Annotated in this window: 18 protein-coding genes and 1 tRNA gene; 1 reads left to right on the forward strand and 18 read right to left on the reverse strand. The window is 67.4% G+C overall.

Annotation, left to right across the window (positions count from 1 at the left end; all coding sequences use genetic code 11):
- Window positions 1–51: 51 nt before the first annotated feature.
- The 11 genes from VFH59_RS06450 to ald form a co-directional block, all read right to left on the reverse strand.
- Entirely contained in the window at window positions 52–1,149 is a 1,098-nt protein-coding gene (locus VFH59_RS06450; protein ID WP_325164067.1) for an ImmA/IrrE family metallo-endopeptidase, read from the reverse strand.
- 6 nt (window positions 1,150–1,155) lie between these two features.
- Window positions 1,156–1,821, reverse strand: a complete 666-nt coding sequence (locus tag VFH59_RS06455) for a hypothetical protein (RefSeq protein WP_325164068.1) — start codon at window positions 1,819–1,821, stop codon at window positions 1,156–1,158.
- A gap of 299 nt (window positions 1,822–2,120) precedes the next feature.
- Window positions 2,121–2,210: transfer RNA gene (locus VFH59_RS06460), tRNA-Ser, on the reverse strand.
- Between the two features lie 17 nt (window positions 2,211–2,227).
- Entirely contained in the window at window positions 2,228–3,508 is a 1,281-nt protein-coding gene (gene serS / locus VFH59_RS06465; RefSeq protein ID WP_325164069.1) for a serine--tRNA ligase, read from the reverse strand.
- A 94-nt stretch (window positions 3,509–3,602) separates the two neighbouring features.
- A complete protein-coding gene (locus tag VFH59_RS06470) occupies window positions 3,603–4,178 on the reverse strand; it encodes a hypothetical protein (RefSeq protein WP_325164070.1) in 576 nt (191 codons plus the stop codon).
- A gap of 119 nt (window positions 4,179–4,297) precedes the next feature.
- Window positions 4,298–5,620, reverse strand: a complete 1,323-nt coding sequence (locus tag VFH59_RS06475) for a replication-associated recombination protein A (RefSeq protein ID WP_325164071.1) — start codon at window positions 5,618–5,620, stop codon at window positions 4,298–4,300.
- A gap of 72 nt (window positions 5,621–5,692) precedes the next feature.
- Window positions 5,693–6,364: a YoaK family protein gene (locus VFH59_RS06480; RefSeq protein WP_325164072.1), complete on the reverse strand. Its 672-nt coding sequence runs from the start codon at window positions 6,362–6,364 to the stop codon at window positions 5,693–5,695.
- A 7-nt stretch (window positions 6,365–6,371) separates the two neighbouring features.
- On the reverse strand, window positions 6,372–7,037 hold the full coding sequence (gene lolA / locus VFH59_RS06485; RefSeq protein ID WP_325164073.1) for an outer membrane lipoprotein chaperone LolA: 666 nt from the start codon (window positions 7,035–7,037) through the stop codon (window positions 6,372–6,374).
- Window positions 7,038–7,113: 76 nt separating this feature from the next.
- Window positions 7,114–8,655, reverse strand: coding sequence for a putative 2OG-Fe(II) oxygenase (locus VFH59_RS06490; RefSeq protein WP_325164074.1), 1,542 nt, complete (start codon window positions 8,653–8,655; stop codon window positions 7,114–7,116).
- Between the two features lie 113 nt (window positions 8,656–8,768).
- Complete coding sequence (locus VFH59_RS06495) at window positions 8,769–11,093, reverse strand: DNA translocase FtsK (RefSeq protein WP_414655858.1); 2,325 nt, start codon at window positions 11,091–11,093, stop codon at window positions 8,769–8,771.
- A gap of 230 nt (window positions 11,094–11,323) precedes the next feature.
- Complete coding sequence (gene ald, locus VFH59_RS06500; protein ID WP_325164076.1) at window positions 11,324–12,388, reverse strand: alanine dehydrogenase; 1,065 nt, start codon at window positions 12,386–12,388, stop codon at window positions 11,324–11,326.
- A gap of 204 nt (window positions 12,389–12,592) precedes the next feature.
- Between ald and trxB the strand changes: the two genes are divergently transcribed.
- On the forward strand, window positions 12,593–13,555 hold the full coding sequence (trxB, locus tag VFH59_RS06505) for a thioredoxin-disulfide reductase (protein ID WP_325164077.1): 963 nt from the start codon (window positions 12,593–12,595) through the stop codon (window positions 13,553–13,555).
- Between the two features lie 119 nt (window positions 13,556–13,674).
- Here the strand turns inward: trxB and VFH59_RS06510 are convergent, their stop codons facing one another.
- From VFH59_RS06510 to VFH59_RS06540, 7 genes are all read right to left on the reverse strand, one after another.
- On the reverse strand, window positions 13,675–13,881 hold the full coding sequence (locus tag VFH59_RS06510) for a cold-shock protein (RefSeq protein ID WP_090053863.1): 207 nt from the start codon (window positions 13,879–13,881) through the stop codon (window positions 13,675–13,677).
- A 161-nt stretch (window positions 13,882–14,042) separates the two neighbouring features.
- Window positions 14,043–14,792, reverse strand: coding sequence for an S-methyl-5'-thioinosine phosphorylase (locus tag VFH59_RS06515; RefSeq protein ID WP_325164078.1), 750 nt, complete (start codon window positions 14,790–14,792; stop codon window positions 14,043–14,045).
- A 14-nt stretch (window positions 14,793–14,806) separates the two neighbouring features.
- Window positions 14,807–15,361 carry a hypoxanthine-guanine phosphoribosyltransferase gene (locus tag VFH59_RS06520; protein ID WP_325164079.1) on the reverse strand — a complete coding sequence of 185 codons (555 nt, stop codon included), beginning with the start codon at window positions 15,359–15,361 and terminating at the stop codon, window positions 14,807–14,809.
- Window positions 15,358–16,374 (reverse strand): beta-N-acetylhexosaminidase, encoded by a 1,017-nt coding sequence (nagZ, locus tag VFH59_RS06525; protein ID WP_325164080.1) that lies wholly within the window; start codon window positions 16,372–16,374, stop codon window positions 15,358–15,360. The genes VFH59_RS06520 and nagZ overlap by 4 nt, the downstream gene beginning before the upstream one ends.
- A complete protein-coding gene (locus tag VFH59_RS06530) occupies window positions 16,365–16,910 on the reverse strand; it encodes a CYTH domain-containing protein (RefSeq protein ID WP_325164085.1) in 546 nt (181 codons plus the stop codon). Before VFH59_RS06530 ends, nagZ begins: the two co-directional genes overlap by 10 nt.
- A gap of 76 nt (window positions 16,911–16,986) precedes the next feature.
- Complete coding sequence (rlmD, locus tag VFH59_RS06535; protein ID WP_325164081.1) at window positions 16,987–18,300, reverse strand: 23S rRNA (uracil(1939)-C(5))-methyltransferase RlmD; 1,314 nt, start codon at window positions 18,298–18,300, stop codon at window positions 16,987–16,989.
- A gap of 72 nt (window positions 18,301–18,372) precedes the next feature.
- Window positions 18,373–18,907 (reverse strand): YdbL family protein (locus VFH59_RS06540; RefSeq protein WP_325164082.1); only part of this gene is annotated, 535 nt, incomplete at its 5' end.

The following is an 18,907-nucleotide window of genomic DNA, read 5'->3' on the forward strand; positions in this document are numbered from 1 at the left end:
GCTCGTGACGGGCGGGAGGACTGGGCAAGCCTGGGAGCAGGCACTTCCCTATCAGCGCACCAGCCGCAAATGCCCTTTGCGACGAGGAGTCGTTCGGACTTCTGTATTCGAAACGCCCAGCGAAACCGGCGTAAGCCCGAACACCAGTCGGTGCAATTCCTCCACGGGTAACCGAAGGTCGGACGCCGCTTCTACAAGACCTCGCCCCTGCGCCTTCATCGCATCGAACACTTTCTTGAATACAAGAGAGGTCTCGCGCTCCGCGCTATCGACCTCGCGCGTCCGCATGCCTTGGCGGCTGAGCTCGATGCACATCGATTTGTAAAGCCATTCGGTGAGCACGCCGACCTTGTGCAGCCGATAAACCAGAGCCATCGCCGATACATTCCAACGCTTCTTCAACTCAAGCACGTCAAGCACCGAGCGGCAGCGGCCCGCGATGGCGAGCATTTCCGACTTCGGCATCAAAAGCGCCGAAGCAAACGCGTTGGCCTCCATCTCAACCTGCTTGCCCTTGGGCTCACCATGCCGGTGGAGCACCAGATGGCCTAGCTCATGCGCGGCGTCAAAGCGGCTGGACTCCGATGATTTGACCGTGTTCAGGAACACGAAGGGTGTCTGGCCCTCTCGCCATGATGAGAACGCGTTCACCTCTCGACTGTCTTCAACGAGGGAGAACACACGTACACCACGCGACTCCAGAAGATGGACCATGTTCTTGATGGGCAGAGCTCCCAAGCCCCATTCAGAACGCACGATTTCCGCCGCTGCTTCGGGATCCATGTCACCAAGATCCGGTACTCCCAGGGACGGTAGTTGGAAGTGGCGTTCGATCCAGGTGGAAAAAGCAAAGGCGTACCCACCTGCAGCCAGCGCAGCATCGCGCTGGGCCGAAGTCATCCGCGAGAACGAGCGAAAGCTTGCACTCTTTGATGTGGGCAGGCTCAAGTCAGGTGCAAAAAAGAACTCGGCGGGAACGCCGAGTACTTGGCAGAGCCGAGTGATCGTGGCAGGTGACGGTTGTCGTCCTTCCTCGTAGAGCGCGATGCTCCTTTGAGTAAGCTCAGCACGCTCGGCGAGATCCTTTTTACTAAGCTTTGCGCGTTTACGTGCCGCGACGAGCCGCGAGGGGTTGAATGGCAATTCCATGACACATCAGGACTGTTTTGGAACTACGTCGAAATCAATGTCCGGCAGCTCATCCGGACCTTGATCTTGAACATTGGGCAGCAGCGAGATCGGCGGCAGGATGTACCGCACTGACCAGCCATTGATCTTGTCCGCATCGGACATCCCAGTCGGACGGGACAACTCCATCCGCATATGCCCTGCATCGAGATCGATGTAGTAGAGCAAAATCCAGAGTACCTGCCCTGAGTCTTTGGGAGCCGGAGTGTGGTCCGCCGTCGGCACCGGGAACAGCACACCTTGGCGAGCATTGAACTGCACACTGCTCGCCGTCTGGCTGCCCTTGTCATTACGCGTCTGCGGAACCCGATGGGAAACACCGGTATCAACGTTGCCGCTGCTGACCGTGATACTGAGCTTGCCACCCGGTGCGACGATCCGAGGCTGACCGAGGGGATCATCCGCCGTCCAACCTTTGGGAATCAGCGTTGCCCGCAGGTGAGCCGTGCCTTCCGCCCAAGCGTTAGTGCCGTTGAAACCCTTAGGATGGAGACCGCTTACCCGGATAAAGCCCTGGTAGATGCGCACCGCTACGTCTCGCAGGTCTCGCGCGGACAGCGCGAACCCGCGGCGTAGCTCGGCCTCGATATGATCGAGATCGACGAACACGTGCGGCTGGAAAGGCAGATCCATTCGTGACCCCAAAGAGTGTGTTCCTGTTTTTTTACATCCTCGGATGTCAAAAAACAAGAACAATTCTTCGGGCTGACTCTTGTGTACCAATCGAGGCGGTACCCTCCCACAACATCGATGCAACGCCCGGCAGAGCCCTCGCCATGGGGCTCACGCGACACAGGGCAAATTGCGCCACCGCGAGATTGGGGCCGACTGTGAGGGAATCAAAGCAAACGACAGGTGGCATACCGAATGGCATACCGCCCCACGTTCTGCCGAAACTTAGCGAAATAAGTCAAGTACTTGTAAGAACGATATGGCGGAGAGAGTGGGATTCGAACCCACGGAAGGTTTGACCCTTCGCCGGTTTTCAAGACCGGTGCCTTAAACCGCTCGGCCATCTCTCCGTTTGTTGGGAAGCGCGTCAGGCCAGGCGGTCCAGACCGCGCAGGTAGGGCCTCAGCGCGTCGGGTACGGTAATCGAACCGTCGGCGTTCTGGTAGTTCTCCATCACCGCGATGAGGGTCCGGCCAATGGCCAGCCCCGAGCCATTCAAGGTGTGGACGAGCTCGGGCTTGCCGGTTCGCGGGTTGCGCACGCGGGCCTGCAGGCGGCGGGCCTGGAAATCCTCGCAGTTGGAGCAGCTGGAGATTTCCCGATAGGTGTTCTGGCTGGGCAGCCATACCTCCAGGTCATAGGTCTTGGCTGCGGTGAAGCCCATGTCTCCACTGCAGAGCAGCATCTTGCGGTATGGCAGGCCGAGCTTTTTCAACACGATCTCGGCGTGCCCGACCATCTCTTCGAGTTGCGCGTGCGACTGGTCCGGCCGCGCCACTTGCACCATCTCGACCTTCTCGAACTGGTGCTGGCGGATCATGCCGCGGGTATCGCGGCCGTAGCTGCCGGCCTCGGCGCGGAAGCAGGGTGTATGGGCGGTCATGCGCAGCGGCAGCGCGTCGGCGTCCTGGATGGTGTCGCGCACCAGGTTCGTCAGCGGCACTTCGGCGGTGGGGATCAGGTAGCGCTTCGAGTCCCCGACCTGGGTCGCGAACAGGTCCTCCTCGAACTTCGGCAACTGGCCGGTGCCCTGCATGCTGTCGGCATTGACGATCACCGGCACGTTGCATTCGAGGTAGCCGTGCTCGCCCGTGTGCAGGTCCAGCATGAACTGGCCCAACGCGCGATGCAGATGCGCCAGTTGCCCGCGCAGCACGGTGAAACGCGCGCCCGAGAGCTTGGCACCGGCGTCGCCATCGAGCCAGCCGTGGCGCTCGCCCAGTTCCACGTGGTCCCTGACCGCGAAATCGAAGCTGCGCGGCTCGCCCCAGCGGCTGATCTCGACGTTGTCCTGCTCATCCCTGCCGACCGGCACCGATTCGTGCGGCAGGTTGGGGATCCCGAGCGCGAGGCCGGCCAGCTTGCACTGCACTTCGCCCAACGCCTGTTCGTTGGCCTTGAGCCTGTCGCCGATGCCGGCCACCTCGGCCATCAGCGGAGCGACGTCCTCGCCCCTGGCCTTCGCCTGGCCGATCGCCTTGGAACGCGTGTTGCGCAGGTTCTGCAGCTCCTGCGTTTCGGTGGAGAGGCGCTTGCGTTCCGCCTCCAGCGCTTCGACGGCAACGACGTCCAGGTCGAAGCCACGGGTTTGCTTGAGGCGCGCGGCGGTGTCGGCCAGGCGCGAGCGCAGGAGGGCGGGGTCCAGCATGGAGGCGTTCCGTCGAAGTGCTTGAACGGTCGATTATCGCCGTGGCGGCTACGCACTAGCAACGCAACGCCCTTCCCCCGCCCTGCGGTCCGGTTCAGACGGACCTGCGTTCACGGCGGCCGATCCACCACGCCATCGCCGCGCCGGCGAGGAGCCAGCCGACCAGCTGTTCGAGCAGCGCCGCGCCCGTGAAGCTGGTCGGGAACCGGTACCAGTTCCAGTACGGGACCATGGTGCTCAGCCAGGCGAACACCGCCGCCGCGCCACCCAGGCCGAGGCGCCGACGAAGGCCCAGGCCCGGCACGCTCATCAGCATCGCGAGCACCAGCGCGGCCAGCGTGTCGGAGACCCATTGCGTGACCAGTTGCGGGCCCATGCGGGTCATGTCGCCGCCTTGCGGCAGGTAGACCACCCAGGCGTACGGCGCGCTACTGGCCTTGGCGGCGTAAGCCTTGGCGACCGCCTCGTCGTGCATGGCGCCCGGGTCGAGCCAGGGCAGGATGTAGACGCCCGGCTCGTTGCCCAGGCCCTCGTGCAGGCTGGAAAGCACGGCGTCCTCGTGGGCAGGCGGGCGGATGCCCGGATTGCCCAGGCCCAACGCCATGTGCGCCACGGCGCCCCAGATGAACATCACGATGCCGCCGATCAATGCCGCAATCAGGATCCGCATGGTGGCCCCTCCCCGGTCGGTGGGCCGACTGTAGGGAGCCAGCAGGCCGAAGATCAAGCGTCGCTTCGCCCTCCCGGCACGGCCAGGGTGAGGGAGCCACATTTCCGGGGAGAGCGGGCTTATTTCCCGCGGGCCTGCCGGCGTGCTTCGCGCAGCGCCAGGAGTTTTTCGCGGAGCTTCTGTTCCAGGCCGCGGTCGACCGGGTCGTAAAAGACCGTTCCACCGAGCGCGGCGGGCAGGCACTGCTGGTCGAGCGCAACGCCGCCGGCGGCATCGTGGTCGTACTGGTAGCCCTTGCCGTAGCCCAGGCCTTTCATCAGCTTGGTGGGTGCATTGCGCAGGTGCATCGGCACCTCGAGCGTGCCGGTCTCCCGTACGGCGGCACGGGCCTTGTTGTAGGCCATGTACGCGGCGTTGCTCTTGGGGGCGATGGCCAGCCAGATGGCCAGCTGCGCCAGGCCCAGCTCCCCTTCGGGACTGCCGAGGCGCTCGTAGGTATCCCAGGCGTCCAGCGCCATGCGCCAGGCGCGCGGCTCGGCCAGGCCCACGTCCTCGACCGCCATGCGGGTCATGCGGCGCGCCAGGTACAGGGGGTCGCAGCCACCATCGAGCATGCGGCAGAGCCAGTACACGGCGGCATCGGGGTCAGACGAGCGCACCGACTTGTGCAGCGCCGAGATCTGGTCGTAGAACTGCTCGCCTCCCTTGTCGAAACGACGCGTGCGGTCGGCCAGCACCTGGGTCAGCGTCGCCTCGTCGATGCGTCCTTCTTCAGCCAGCTCCGCCGCGATTTCCAGCAACGTGAGCGCGCGGCGCACGTCGCCGTCGGCGGCCTGGGCAATCAGTTGCAGGGATTCGGGCGCGATCTGCAGGTGCAGCCGGCCGAGGCCACGCTCCTCATCGGCCAGCGCACGCTCCAGCGCCGCCACGATGGCCTCGGCCGAGACCGCCTCCAGCACGTGCACGCGGCAGCGCGAGAGGAGCGCGGAGTTGAGCTCGAACGATGGGTTTTCGGTGGTGGCGCCGACGAACACGATCACGCCCCGTTCGATGTGCGGCAGGAAGGCATCCTGCTGAGCCTTGTTGAAACGGTGCACCTCGTCCACGAAGAGCACGGTTCGTCGCCCCTGCGAAAAGTTCGCCTCGGCTTCGGCCAGCGCCTTGCGCACGTCCGGCAGCCCGGAGAGCACGGCGGAGATGGCGCGGAAGTCGGCGTCGGCGTAGCGCGCTACCAGCAGTGCCAGCGTGGTCTTGCCGCAGCCTGGCGGTCCCCACAGCACCATCGAGTGCACCCTTCCCGCTTCCAGCGCGCGGCGCAGCGGCGACTGGGCGGCGGTCAGGCGCGGCTGCCCGACGATCTCGTCGAAACTGGCGGGGCGCATGCGCTCGGCCAGCGGCTTGAGCGCGTCGGATTCGGGGAACAGGCTGGCGGTGTCGGGCATCGCGGCATGATAACGCCCGTCGCGTGGCAGGCGGCGTGCGGCCTGCCCGCGCAGGACCGCGCCAGACAAGCCTTATTGGGTTGCCGCACGCTGGCGATAAAGGCTGTAGAGGCCGCCGCACAGGCCGGTCAACACCGCCGGGATCAGCAGGCTGTGCTCGCGCAAACGTTCGAAGAGGACGGCGCCGGCGGCGCCGCCGAGCATGAAGCTGCCGATCACCAGCAGGCAGACGCGCAGGCGCAGGCTGTCGACCTCCAGCCCGCGCAGGCGATGGCCCAGATAGACGCCCAGATCGGTGAACATGCCCGAGACATGGGTGGTGCGGAACACCGCGCCGCTGTAGGTGCTGAACATGCCGTTCTGCAGCCCGCAGGCCATCGAGGCCAGCCACAGGCCAGCGGACCACTGGCGGTCCAGCAGCGGTACCGCGGCGAACAGCAACAGCGACTCGAGCAGGAGCGCCACGCCGTAGGGGCGACCGAGCTTGAGCGTGCTTTTCTGCACGATGGCACCGCTGGCGATGGCGCCGACGACGAAGGCCAACAGCGACAGGGTCCAGTGCAAGGCCTCGCCACCGTCGGCGGTGCCGATGGAGACGCCCAGCAATGTCGTGGAACCGGTCAGGTTGCTGATCGACTGATGGCGAAAGCCCAGGTAGCCGGCGGCATTGACCAGGCCTGCGATGAACGCCAGTGCGCCGCCGCCCACCCACGCCCAGCGCGGCAACTGACGGAGCACGGGCATGGCCCGGTCAGTCCCGCAGCGGCTGGGTGGTCATCACCGGAAGATCGCCGATCACGTCCGCCCCCGGCGGCGGGACGAAGTTGAAGGTCGCCGGCGGAATGGACGGATTGCGCTGCCAGTCGGAGAAACGGATATCGGTGGTGGCTCCGAGCTGGTCGCGGAACATCATCCGCTGCAGACCCTGTGGGCCGAAGCCCAGGTCGGCATAGTCGAACTGCGGGTCCGCTCCCTTGGAGGTCAGCCGCAGCCAGACCAGTCCCTCGCGCTCCCCGCGCTCAGTGACGTTGAAGTCGCGATCCATCTGGGCGAGGTCCGTCAGGACCGTCAATGGGCTGTGCGCCTCCTCGCTGCTCTGCCGGCGCACGGTGACCTGCTCCAGTTCCGGGTCGTACAGCCACACCCGGCTGCCGTCGGCGACGATCAGCTGCTTGTACGGCGCAAGCGTGTCCCAGCGGAACTCGCGCGGGGCCTCCAGCGCGAGCGTACCGGTGCTGGTCTGGCCGCGATGCCCGTTGGCATCGATCAGCGTCTGGCTGAAGTGGCCGGTGAGTGCATGCAGCCCATTGGCGAAGGCATCGAGCCGGGCACGTGCATGCGGCGTGGCAGCCTGCGCGCAGGAGAGGAATCCGGCGCACAGCAGCGCCAGCAAACGCAAGGTGGAAGTTCTGCTCATGGTTTCCCGCATCGGACGATCGCGCGTCGAGGGGACAGGATAAGCCCGTACCCCGCCTGCGCGCTGAACGACAAGGCTAGCCCGGGACGATGTCGAACGCCACGCTCAGCCTGTTCGCACCGGGCTCGGAACGGAACGCCTCGGTGCCGTGCCACATCCAGGACGGGAACAGCGTCAGCCGTCCCGGAACGGGCTCGACCCAGTGCTCGGCCTCGACCGGGCGCGGTGTCGGATAGCCGGACGCACCGAATGCCAGCCATCCGGCCCGCTCGCCGCCCGACATCCTGGGCACTTCGATGTGGCATGCGGAAGAAATCCAGCCGCGTCCATGAAAATGATGCGCGTGGTAGCCCTGCGAGCCCAGGCGGACCGTCCACAGGCCATCGAAGCGGTAGGCGCCGCCTCCGTCCATCCCGGGTTCGGACGCGGCGAGCCGCCGCAGGTGCTCCCTGACGACCGGGGCTATCGCGTCCGGGAAGACGCGGATCGGCTCCGCCACCCCGGCGCGGTGCGGGTGCAGCTCGACCTGCGTGCCGCCCCGCACGGATTGCCCGAGGGGCGCGGCGACCAGCCCCCGGTGAAGCTCGTGCAGACATCCGGCCAGGTCCGCGAGATAGCTTTCCAGCGAGGCCCAGCCCGTTGGCGCCTCGATGGTGGCGCGGGTGACCCGGCGCGCATAGTCGTACTGCGCGGCATAGCGCTCGTCCCCCAGCAACCGCCACGCCGTCGCCCGCAGGGCATTGGCCTGGATGTCGCCCGGAGAGGTCGCCAGCAGGCGCTCGGCCAGCGCCGCCGCCTCGCGGACCTTCCCCGACGCCAGCAGCGCCACGCCGTGCAGGCCTACCGCCGGCCGGCTTCGGGGCGCCAGGCCGACGGCACGGGCGGTCAGGCGGCATGCCGCTTCGGGCCGGGACTCGACCAGTGCCTGGGCGGTGAGCAGCAGCAGCGGCACGTGTTGCGGGTAGCGCCCGACCAGTGCCTCCAGGCAGCGCGCGGCGGCGGCCGTGGCGCCAGCCTGCAGCAATGACCGCGCATGGGCCAGTTGCACGTCGAGAGAACTGTCCGGGGCCGCTGCCCCGCCTGCACCGACGGCATCCTCCAGATCACCGGTACGCATCCAGATCAACTCGACCAGCGCGGCATGCGCGGCGCTGTACCCGGGAGCCAGGCGAAGCACCTCGCGGAAGGCGTCCTCGGAAGCGCCGTAACGACCCACTTCGAACAGCGCCCGAGCGAGGGTCATGCCGGCGGCGACCGGGTCCGCGCCGAGCTCGATCGCCTGCTGCGCGTGCGAGGCCGCCTCGCCGGGCAACCCGCACTGTCCTGCCGCCACGGCGAGGGCTAGCCATGCATCCCCTTCCGCCGGGGCCAGCGCAAGCAGCTCACGCAGGCTGGTCGCCGCAGCGTCCGGGCGTCCGAGCGCAAGCAAGCACCTGGCCCGCAGCCGCAGTCGCTCGGCGTCTGCCGGCGGCGGCTGCGTGTCCAACAGATCCAGCGCCTCCCGCGCTCTTCCGGAGCTGGCCAGCTGTGCGGCACGGCACAGCGATCCGGCGATGTCGGCCGAGCGCTGGCCGCCCTCGTCCACGCGGGGCCACCCTGCATCCTGCAAGTGAGTCATCGGCGGAACTTTGTCTGGGGGAAGGGGAGCTGCTTCCGGTGGGGACCGGTTTCTTTCGCTGGATTGAAAACCGTTGGCGGCGACCTGCGGCAGTGCCGGAGGTCACGGCCCCGTTACTTGGGCGGCGGCGGCGCCAGCACCTCGCGGTTGCCGTTGTGCTGCGGAGCGCTGACCACACCATCCTGCTCCATCTGCTCGATCAGCCGCGCGGCGCGGTTGTAGCCGATACGCAAGTGGCGTTGCACGCCGGAGATCGAGGCGCGCCGGGTCTGCGTGACCACGGCCACGGCCTTGTCGTAGAGCTGCGCGTCGGCGTCGCCGCCTTCCTCGCCGTCCTGCGGCAGGCCCGCGTCGTTGATGAACTTGCCGTCGGCGGTGGCCTGCACTTCCTCCAGCACGCCTTCGATGTACTGCGGCGCACCCTGCGCCTTGAGCCAGGCGACCACGCCGTGCACTTCGTGGTCGTCCACGAACGCGCCATGGACGCGCTCGGGCGTGGCGGTGCCGGGCGGCAGGTAGAGCATATCGCCGTGACCGAGCAACGCTTCGGCCCCGGACTGGTCGAGGATCGTGCGCGAGTCGATCTTGGACGACACCTGGAAGGCGATGCGGGTCGGAATGTTCGCCTTGATCAGGCCCGTGATCACGTCCACCGACGGACGCTGGGTGGCCAGCACCAGGTGCACGCCGGCGGCGCGCGCCTTCTGCGCCAGGCGGGCGATCAGCTCTTCGACCTTCTTGCCGACGATCATCATCATGTCGGCGAACTCGTCGATGATGATGACGATGTAGGGGAGCGGCTCCAGCGGCTCCGCAGCCAGATTGGGCATCTCCGGATTGGGGCGGAACAGGGGGTCGAGCAGCGGCTGTCCGGCGGCCTCCGCATCCCTGACCTTCTTGTTGAACCCACCGAGGTTGCGCACACCCACCGCGGCCATCAGCTTGTAGCGCCGCTCCATCTCCGCGACGCACCAGCGCAGCGCGTTGGCGGCTTCCTTCATGTCAGTCACGACCGGCGCGAGCAGGTGCGGGATGCCCTCGTAGACCGAGAGCTCCAGCATCTTGGGGTCGATCATGATCATGCGAACGTCTTTCGGGCTCGCCTTGTAGAGCAGCGAGAGCACCATCGCATTGACCGCGACCGACTTGCCCGAACCGGTAGTACCGGCGACCAGCAGATGCGGCATCTTGGCCAGGTCGGTGACCACCGGCTTGCCGCCGATGTCCTTGCCAAGCGCAAGCGCCAGCGGCGACTTCATCTGGTCGTACTTGTCCGAACGAAGGATCTCGGACAGATACACGATCTGCTTCCTGGAGTTGGGAATTTCCAGGCCGATCACGTTCTTGCCGGGAATGACGTCGACCACGCGCACGCTCACCACCGAGAGGCCGCGGGCGATGTCCTTGTCCAGGCTGGACACCTGCGAACCGCGCACGCCGGCGGCGGGCTCCAGCTCGAAGCGGGTGATCACCGGGCCGGGGTAAACGCCGACCACCTTGGCCTCGATGCGGAAGTCCTTGAGCTTCAGCTCCACCTGGCGCGAGAGCACTTCCAGCGTTTCTTCCGAGTAGCCCGGTCCCTGCTCCGGCGCCTCGTCCAGCAGCGACAGCGGCGGCAGTTCACCGGGCTGCGAGGCGCCCACGAACAGCGGAATCTGCGTCTCGAGTTTCGCGCGCTCGCTCTTGGCGACCGGTGCCGGCGGCGTCTCGATACGCACCGGCTCGCGCTTGGCCTGCTTGACCGCCTCGGCCTTCTTGACCACCTCGCGCTCGGCGCGCGCCTGTTGCGCCTTGGCCACTTCCGGCGCCTGCCTGAGCTTGCCGCGCAGCCAGCCGAACAGCATCAGCGTGCCCTGCCCGGTCCAGTCCATCACCCTGAACCAGGACAGGCCGGTCGCCAGTGTCACTGCGATGAGGAACAGCGCCAGCAGCAACAGGGGCGCACCTTTTTCACCGAAGGCCTGCAACAGGCCGTGGCCGACCCACTGCCCGATGATGCCGCCCACGCCCTGCGGCAGCACCGGCTCGGCGAAGTTGAGATAGAGCAGCGCCGGCGCGGTGATGAAGAAGAACACGAAGCCGATCAGGCGCAGCGAGGACTCCCAGGGATGCTCGGCCTTCTCGCCGCGTTGGCGCAGCACCTGCACGCCCAGCAACAGCAGCAGCAGCGGAAAGCAATAGGACACCCAACCGAAGATGTAACGCAGCAGGTTGGCGATGTTGGCGCCGACCGCACCGCCGAAGTTGCGCGCATGCTCGATCGTGCCGACGTGCCCCCAGCTGGGATCCTGGTCGTTGTAGCTGGCCAGGCAGACCAGCAGGTAGACCGCCAGCGGAAGCAGCAGCAGGGCTCCTGCTTCGCGCAAGCGGCGCTTGGCCTCTTCGCTGAGGCCCACGGATTCGACTGGTTTCTTTGCGTTTGCTGCGCTTCGCGCCACCGGAGTGGATTCCCCTCGAGACTTCGCCCCAAGTCTACACAGGGCCTTGAGGGTGTAGAAGCTTGATTTTTCTGGAAAGGCGCAGGTTTCCAGAAGCTCCCGCCGGATCGGGAGCGAGGTCGGGGGCGAGGGTTACGGCACGCGCGCGATGTCACACCTCGGCCGTACCCTCGCCCGCCTGCCGGCGCCTCCTCTCAAAGGAGGGGGCGCCGGCCCGGACGCCGGGGCGCTTAGACCACGCCCTGCAGCGCCGGATGCACCAGCTTGCCGCCATCGACGTTGATGCCCACGCGCAGCGGCTCGAACTCGCGCCACTGGTTGCCGGCGGCCAGGCGCTGCACGTACGGCAGGATCGCGGCCGAAATGGCCAGCGAGGAGGTCTGCGGCACCGCACCGGGCATGTTGGTCACGCAGAAATGCGTCACGCCATGCACGTCGTAGGTCGGTTCCTTCCAGGTGGTCGGACGCGAAGTCTCGAAGCAGCCGCCCTGGTCGATCGAGATGTCGACCAGCACCGAACCCTTCTCCATGGTCTTGACCATGTCCTCGGTGACCACGCGCGGGGCCTTGGCGCTGGGAATCAGCACGGCACCGACGACCAGGTCGGCATCGCGCACTTCCTGCGCCACCGACGACTCGTAGGCGTACAACGCGGTCACGTTCGGACCCATCGCCATCATTTCGGCCAGGCGGTCCTGGCGCTTGTCGAACACCACCACGTTGGCACCCGCGGCGGCGGCCAGCGCGGCGGCGTTGCCACCGGCCGCACCGGCACCCAGCACGACGACCTTGCCGCGCGGCGTGGAGGCCATGCCGCCCAGCAGCTTGCCCTTGCCACCCTGCGGGCGGTGCAGCAGCGTGGTACCGATCTGGCTGGCGATGCGGCCGGCGATCACCGACATCGGCAGCAGCAGCGGCAGGCCGCCGTTCTCCTCCACCGACTCGAACGCCACGCCGGTCAGGCCGATGTCGAGCAGCGACCGGGTCAGCGCCGGCTCGGCGGCCAGGTGCAGGTAGCAGAACAGCAGGTGGTGCTTCTTCAGCAGGGCGAGGTCGCCGGCGATCGGCTCCTTCACCTTGACGATCAGCTCGCCCTTTTCGTACAGCGCGGCGGCGTCGGGAACGACGGTGATGCCTTCCTTGGTGTAGGCCTCGTCGGAAAAGCCGCTCTTCTCGCCGGCACCGGCCTGGATGAACACCTCGTGGCCGCGGCGGACCAGGTCGGCGGCAGCCGCGGGAACGAGGGCGACGCGCCCTTCGAGGGTCTTGGTTTCGGAAGGAATACCGATACGCATGGCAGTTAGCAATCCTGTGGGGTTGTGCCGGCGCAAACGCGTCGACGGGTGGGAAACCGGAAAGCGGGAAGCCTTGAATCGCCCGGCGCCCTTCCCCATCCTTGCGGGTTCCAAGCGCCGGCTTTAGGCGCGGCAGCATCCATGCCGCGCCCGGCGCAGGGCAAATAACGATCAAAGCCGCCAGCAAACCCAAGGATTATAACGATGACCACCCCCAAGCACAGCCGCCTGCTGATCCTCGGCTCGGGCCCCGCCGGCTACACCGCTGCGGTGTATGCCGCGCGCGCCAACCTCAAGCCGACGCTGGTCACCGGCCTGCAGCAGGGTGGCCAGCTGATGACCACCACGGAAGTGGACAACTGGCCAGGTGACGTCGAGGGCCTGCAAGGTCCGGCGCTGATGCAGCGCATGGCCGAGCATGCCGAGCGCTTCCATACCGAGATGATCTTCGACCACATCCACGTGGTGGATCTCAACCAGCGCCCGTTCCGCCTGAAGGGCGACTCGGGCGAGTACACCGCCGACGCGCTGATCATCGCCACCGGTGCCACCGCCAAGTACCTGGGCATCGCCAGCGAGGAGAAGTTCAAGGGGCGCGGCGTCTCCGCCTGCGCGACCTGCGACGGCTTCTTCTTCCGCGAGCAGGACGTGGTGGTGGTCGGTGGCGGCAATACCGCCGTGGAAGAGGCGCTGTACCTTGCCAACATCGCCCGCAAGGTCACGCTCGTGCACCGCCGCGACAAGCTGCGTGCCGAGAAGATCATGCAGGACAAGCTGTTCGAGAAAGCCGCCGCCGGCAAGGTCGAGCTGGTCTGGAACAGCACCATCGACGAGGTCCTGGGCGACCAGTCCGGCGTCACCGGCGTGCGCGTGAAGGACGTCAATTCGGGCGCCACGCGCGATATCGAGGCCACCGGCTTCTTCGTGGCCATTGGCCATACGCCCAACACGGGTATTTTCGAAGGCCAGCTGGAAATGCACGACGGCTATATCAAGATCCGCAGCGGCACCAGCGGCATGGCCACGGCGACCTCGGTACCGGGCGTGTTCGCCGCCGGCGACGTGGCCGACCACGTATACCGCCAGGCCATCACCTCGGCCGGCTTCGGCTGCATGGCCGCACTGGACGCCGAACGCTGGCTGGACCAGCAACACCTGATCGGCTGAGTAACCCGCGGAAAGGGCTTTCGGCCGCCCATGCGAGCCGGTTACCGTCGGCTCGAACAAAAAAAAGCCCCATGCCGAAGCATGGGGCTTTTTCTTTCATCAAGACGCGAGGAGTGCGATCAGGCTGCCACTTCCACGCCCGAAGCCTGGGCGCCCTTCGGGCCCTGGGTGACTTCGAACTTCACGCGCTGGCCTTCCTGAAGGCTGCGGAAACCCTTGGAATTGATGGCCGAGAAATGGACGAAAACGTCCTCCCCACCGTCCTCAGGCGCGATGAAGCCAAAGCCCTTGGCATCGTTGAACCACTTGACCGTACCGAAACGCATTGCGTGAACCTCTGACTAGGACTGGATGCACCAAGGTTTTCCGGGCTGGACCGCCGTTTCCCCTTGGTCAGCCGCCCCTGGCACGGGCAAAAGTATCAACATGTTTACCGGTAAAGCGCAATATGCTTGATTAACTTTCGTGCGGTATGTCCATTAGCTGATTAGGACAGTATCTCCTTCAGCAATACCGGAACCTGCGCCGTGGCTGCCGCCAGGTGGGCGAAAATCTCCTCGATGCTGATTTCGGCCTCGTCGCCGCAGCCGGCCGCGAAATTGGCGACCAGCGCCAGGCAGGCGTATTCGAGCTCCAGTTCACGCGCCAGGACGGCCTCCGGCATACCGGTCATGCCCACCAGATCGCAGCCGTCGCGCTTCATGCGGGCGATCTCGGCGCGGGTTTCCAGCCGCGGGCCCTGGGTGGCGCCGTAGCAACCACCGTCAATCACTGCGATGCCCGCCCTGCCCGCCGCGGCCACCAGCGCCTGCCGCAAGGAAGCGGTGTAGGGCTCGCTGAAGTCGATGTGCCTCACCTCCGCGCCCTCGACGTCGCAGAAGCTGGTGAGGCGTCCGTGGGTGTAATCGATCAGTTGGTCGGGCACCACCAGCGTGCGCGGCCCCATATCGGCGCGAATGCCGCCGACGGCGTTGACGCCGATTACCCGCCGCGCGCCCAGCGCATGCAGCGCCCACAGGTTGGCCCGGTAATTGACCCGGTGCGGCGCCAGCGTGTGGCTCTCGCCGTGGCGCGCCAGGAAGGCCAGCCGCTTACCGGCGAACTCGCCCAGCACCACCTCGCCCGAGGCCGGCCCGTACGGGGTTTCCAGCGCGCGGCGGCTGGCGTTTTCCAGGCCCGGGAAGTGGTACAGGCCGCTGCCGCCGATGACGGCCAGATCGATGCTCGGTTCAGCCATGCTGCCCCCCGCGCTCATTCGGGCTTCAACGCGTAGATCGCCGGGAGGTTGCGGCCCTGCTCGTAATAGTCCATGCCGTAACCGAAGACGTAACGGTCCGGCAGTTCCACCCCGTTGAAATCCGCCGCGATGCCCTCCACGCAGCGGTCGTGCAGCTTGCGGCAGAGGCTGGCGATCAGCACGCGCTTGGCGCCGCGCTTCATGCAGTCGTCGCGCACCGCCTTGAGCGTATGGCCCTCGTCCAGGATGTCGTCTACCAGCAGCACCGTGCGCCCGGCGAGCGCCGCCTGCGGCTCGCGCAGCCAGCACAGGTCGCTGCCGGCGGTGGCGCCGCGGTAGCGGGTGGCGTGCACGTAGTCGAACTCCAGGTCGGTGCGGATCGACAGCGCCAGCTGGCCGGCGAACATCAGCGCACCGTTCATCACGGTCAGGAACACCGCGCGCTCGCCGTCCAGCGCGGCGTCGATGCGCCGGCCCAGGTCGGCGATCACGGTTTCCAGTTCGGCGCGTTCGAACAGCACGTCGGCGTTGGCCAGCGCCTGTGACAGCGGGGGTTGCGGAGTGGTCATGCGTTTCCTTCGGGTTCGTCCAGCGCGGTGATCCGCGCGATGAAGCGGTCGCGTTGCGGGTTGTCCAGCAGACCCTCCCAGGTCGCGCCGATGGCACCACGCAAGGGAGCGAGGCGTTCCAGCGCCTCCTCGGCCAACGGCGGCAGCGCGGCGATTGCCTCGTCCACCACCTCGGGGAAGCAGGCCAGCACCAGATCGCAGCCGGCGGTGAGGTGCGCCTCCACCCGGGCGCCCACGCCGCCGGCAGCGCCCGCCGCAGCCATGCTGATATCGTCGCTGATGACGATGCCGGCGAAACCCAGTTCGCCTCGCAGGATGTCCTCGATCCAGACGCGCGAAAAGCCAGCCGGGCGGCCGTCGACCGCCGGATAGATCACGTGCGCCATCATCACCGCCTCGGCGTGTGCCTCGATCGCCTCGACGAACGGGCGCAGGTCGGCTTCACGGATCGCCTCCAGGGGGCGCGGGTCGATCGCCTGCGCCTTGTGGGTATCGGCGGCCACCGAGCCGTGGCCGGGGAAATGCTTGAGCACCGCCGCCATGCCACCCAGGTGCATGCCCCGCACGTAGGCCTGGGCCAGCTCACCGGCGATGGCCGGGTCTTCGTGGAAGGCACGCGGGCCGATCGCGGCGCTGCCGCGGGCGAGGTCCACCACCGGCGCGAAGCTGAAATCCACGCCGCAGGCGCGCAGCTCGCTGGCCATCACCCAGGCGTGTTCCTCGGCCAGCCGCACGGCGTCCTCCGGATCGCGCGCGTAGGCGGCGCCGATCTTCGAGAGCGCCGGCAGGCGCGTGAAGCCATCGCGGAAACGCTGCACGGGGCCGCCTTCCTGGTCGACCGCGATCAGCAGGTGTTCCCCGCCGACGTCCCGGATCGATTCGGCCAGCGCCGCCAGTTGCCCGCGGCTGGCGTAGTTGCGCGCAAACAGGATGACGCCCGCCACGCCGGGCGCGACCAGCCATTCGCGCTCATGCGGTTCGAGCTCCAGTCCGCCCAGACCGATTAGCAGCATGCCTGCTCTCCTGCGGTTCCCGCTCCGTCGGCAGCGGCGCGCTCGGCGTCCGACCAGCGGGCGAACGGATGCGCGATCAGGTTGACGTTGTAGTAGCGCGCCAGCGCGCTGACCTCGCGGCCCAGCCAGGCCGGGCGCGGGAAAGCGGCATCCACCGCCGGCAGCTCGACCTCGGCGACCACCAGGCCGGCGTTGTCGCCCAGGAATTCATCCACCTCGAACAGCGTGCCGTCGACCTGCACGTAGTGACGGATCTTCTCGAGCACGCCGTCGCACAGCGTGGCGAGCATGGCTTCGGCGTCCGCCAGCGGTACCGGGTACTCGAACTCCGCCCGCTCGATGCCCAGCGTCGCGCTCTTGATGTTCAGCCACGCCCGCTCGCCTGCACGGCGCACACGCACCGAAGCGCGTGCATGGCCCTCGCGCAGCGCCCGCGCGCCGACCAGGTAGCCCTGCGCGATCCGCTCGCTGCGCACGACAGCCTGGCGCCAGCGCTCGTCAGCCAACAGGAATTTTCGTTCGATCTCGGTGCCCATCTGCAGCCGTGCGTCCAGGGGATCGCCAAGCATAGGCGCACCGGCCCGTCGTGGCGAGGTCGAGGACCGCCCTGTCCTAGCGGCGCTCGAACAGCGCGATCGACTCCACGTGCGCGGTATGCGGGAACATGTCCATCACGCCGGCGGCGGTCAGCTCGAAGCCGTGGCGGTGCACCAGCAGACCGGCGTCGCGCGCCAGCGAGGCCGGGTGGCAGGAAACGTAGACGATGCGATCGGTGCCCTTGCGCGGCAGGTACTCCAGTACCTGCTCGGCGCCGGCGCGTGGCGGGTCGAGCAGGATCTTGTCCCATCCGGCGCGCGCCCAGGCACTGCCGTGCTGGTCCTCGAACAGGTTGGCGACGTGGAACCGGGCATTGGCGATGCCGTTGCGGGCAGCGTTGGCGCCGGCGCGCTCGACCAGCCCGTGCTCGCCCTCGACGCCGGCGACCTCGGCCACCCGCCGCGCGAGCGGCAGGGTGAAGTTGCCCAGGCCGCAGAACAGGTCGAGTACGCGGTCGGTCGGCTGCGGATCGAGCAGCTCCAGCGTGCGGGCCAGCATGCGCCGGTTCATCCCCGCGTTGACCTGCACGAAATCCAGCGGCTGGAACTCCAGCTCGACGTCGGCCACGCCCTCGCCCGCCGGCAGGCGGAAGGCCAGCCGCGGCTGCGCGGGCCACAGCGGGTGCACGCTGCTGACGCCGCCCGGCTGCAGGTAGATCGCAAAGCCGTGGGCCTGGCCGAAGGCGGCCAGCGCAAGAGTGTCACGCTCGCTCAGGGGCTTGAGGTGGCGGAACACCAGCGCCACGGTGTCGTCGCCGGCCGCGAACTCGATCTGCGGGATGTCATTGGCCGCATCCAGACCGCCGATCAGTTCGGCAAGCTCGCCGATGCTGCCGCCCAGCATCGGGTGCACCACGTCGCAGTGGCTGATGTCGGCCACGAAGCGCGGATTGGACTCCTCGCGGAAACCGACCAGTACGCGACCCTTCTTGGCCACGGAGCGAACGGACAGGCGCCCCTTGCGGCGGTAGCCCCAGGGCGCGTCGGTGACCGGCTCCAGCCAGCGCGCAGGCTCGACCTTGCCGATCCGGGCGAAGTTGTCCGACAGTACGCGCTGCTTGGCCTGGATCTGGGCCGGCGCGTCCAGGTGCTGCAGCGAGCAGCCGCCGCACTGGCCGAAATGCGCACAGCGTGGCTCGACGCGATGCGGTGAGCGCTCCAGGACCTCGAGGGTTTCGGCCTCGTCGAAATTACGGTGGCGCTTGCGGATCCCGAGGCGGACCTGCTCGCCCAGCAAGGCGCCACTGACGAACACGGTCTTGCCGTCGATGCGGGCGACGCCCCGCCCATCATGGGCAAGGTCGGTAATGGTGGCTTCGAATTCTTTCATGGCACTCGTAAAACGGCTGCGCCCGGATCGGCGACCCGGGCGCGGCGGTCAGGACAGGGAAACGGGCGCGGCTTACTTGCGCTTCCAGGCGCCCGAAGCGTCCTGATAGTACCAGCCGGCGTGCGCGCGCTCGATCCAGCCCTTGGCGAAGGTGGCGCGGATCCGCGGCTCCCACTCGGCATGGCCATTGGCGCGGGCGATTTCACGGTACAGCGCGTTGCGGTCGCGGTTCTCCTCCGCGATGGCGGCATTGGCCTGGGCACGCTGGCTGAGCGGGATCTTGCCGGCGTCGTGCACGGCGACCAGGCCATCGCGGGTGAAACCGATCGCGCCGGTATCGAGCAGTGCCTTCAGCGTGCTCTTGAAACGCGCCTGCATACGCCCGCGGATCGCTTCGGTCGCCGGCGTCTGCACGCGGATGTCGGGCGTGTCGGCGGCATAGGCGGCCGGCACCAGCAGGTCGAGCAGCATGGCTGAGGGCTGGACCGGCTGCTGGTTTTGCGGCGGGGGCGCCGGCTTGGCGTCCTGCGCCGGCGCGGCGCCCTGGTCGATCACCGTACCGATGAAGCGGTCGGCAGCCTTCTGCGCCGCGGCCTCGGGAAAATAC

It is taken from the genome of Frateuria sp. (assembly GCF_035695185.1).
In the GTDB taxonomy this organism is placed as follows: domain Bacteria; phylum Pseudomonadota; class Gammaproteobacteria; order Xanthomonadales; family Rhodanobacteraceae; genus Frateuria_A.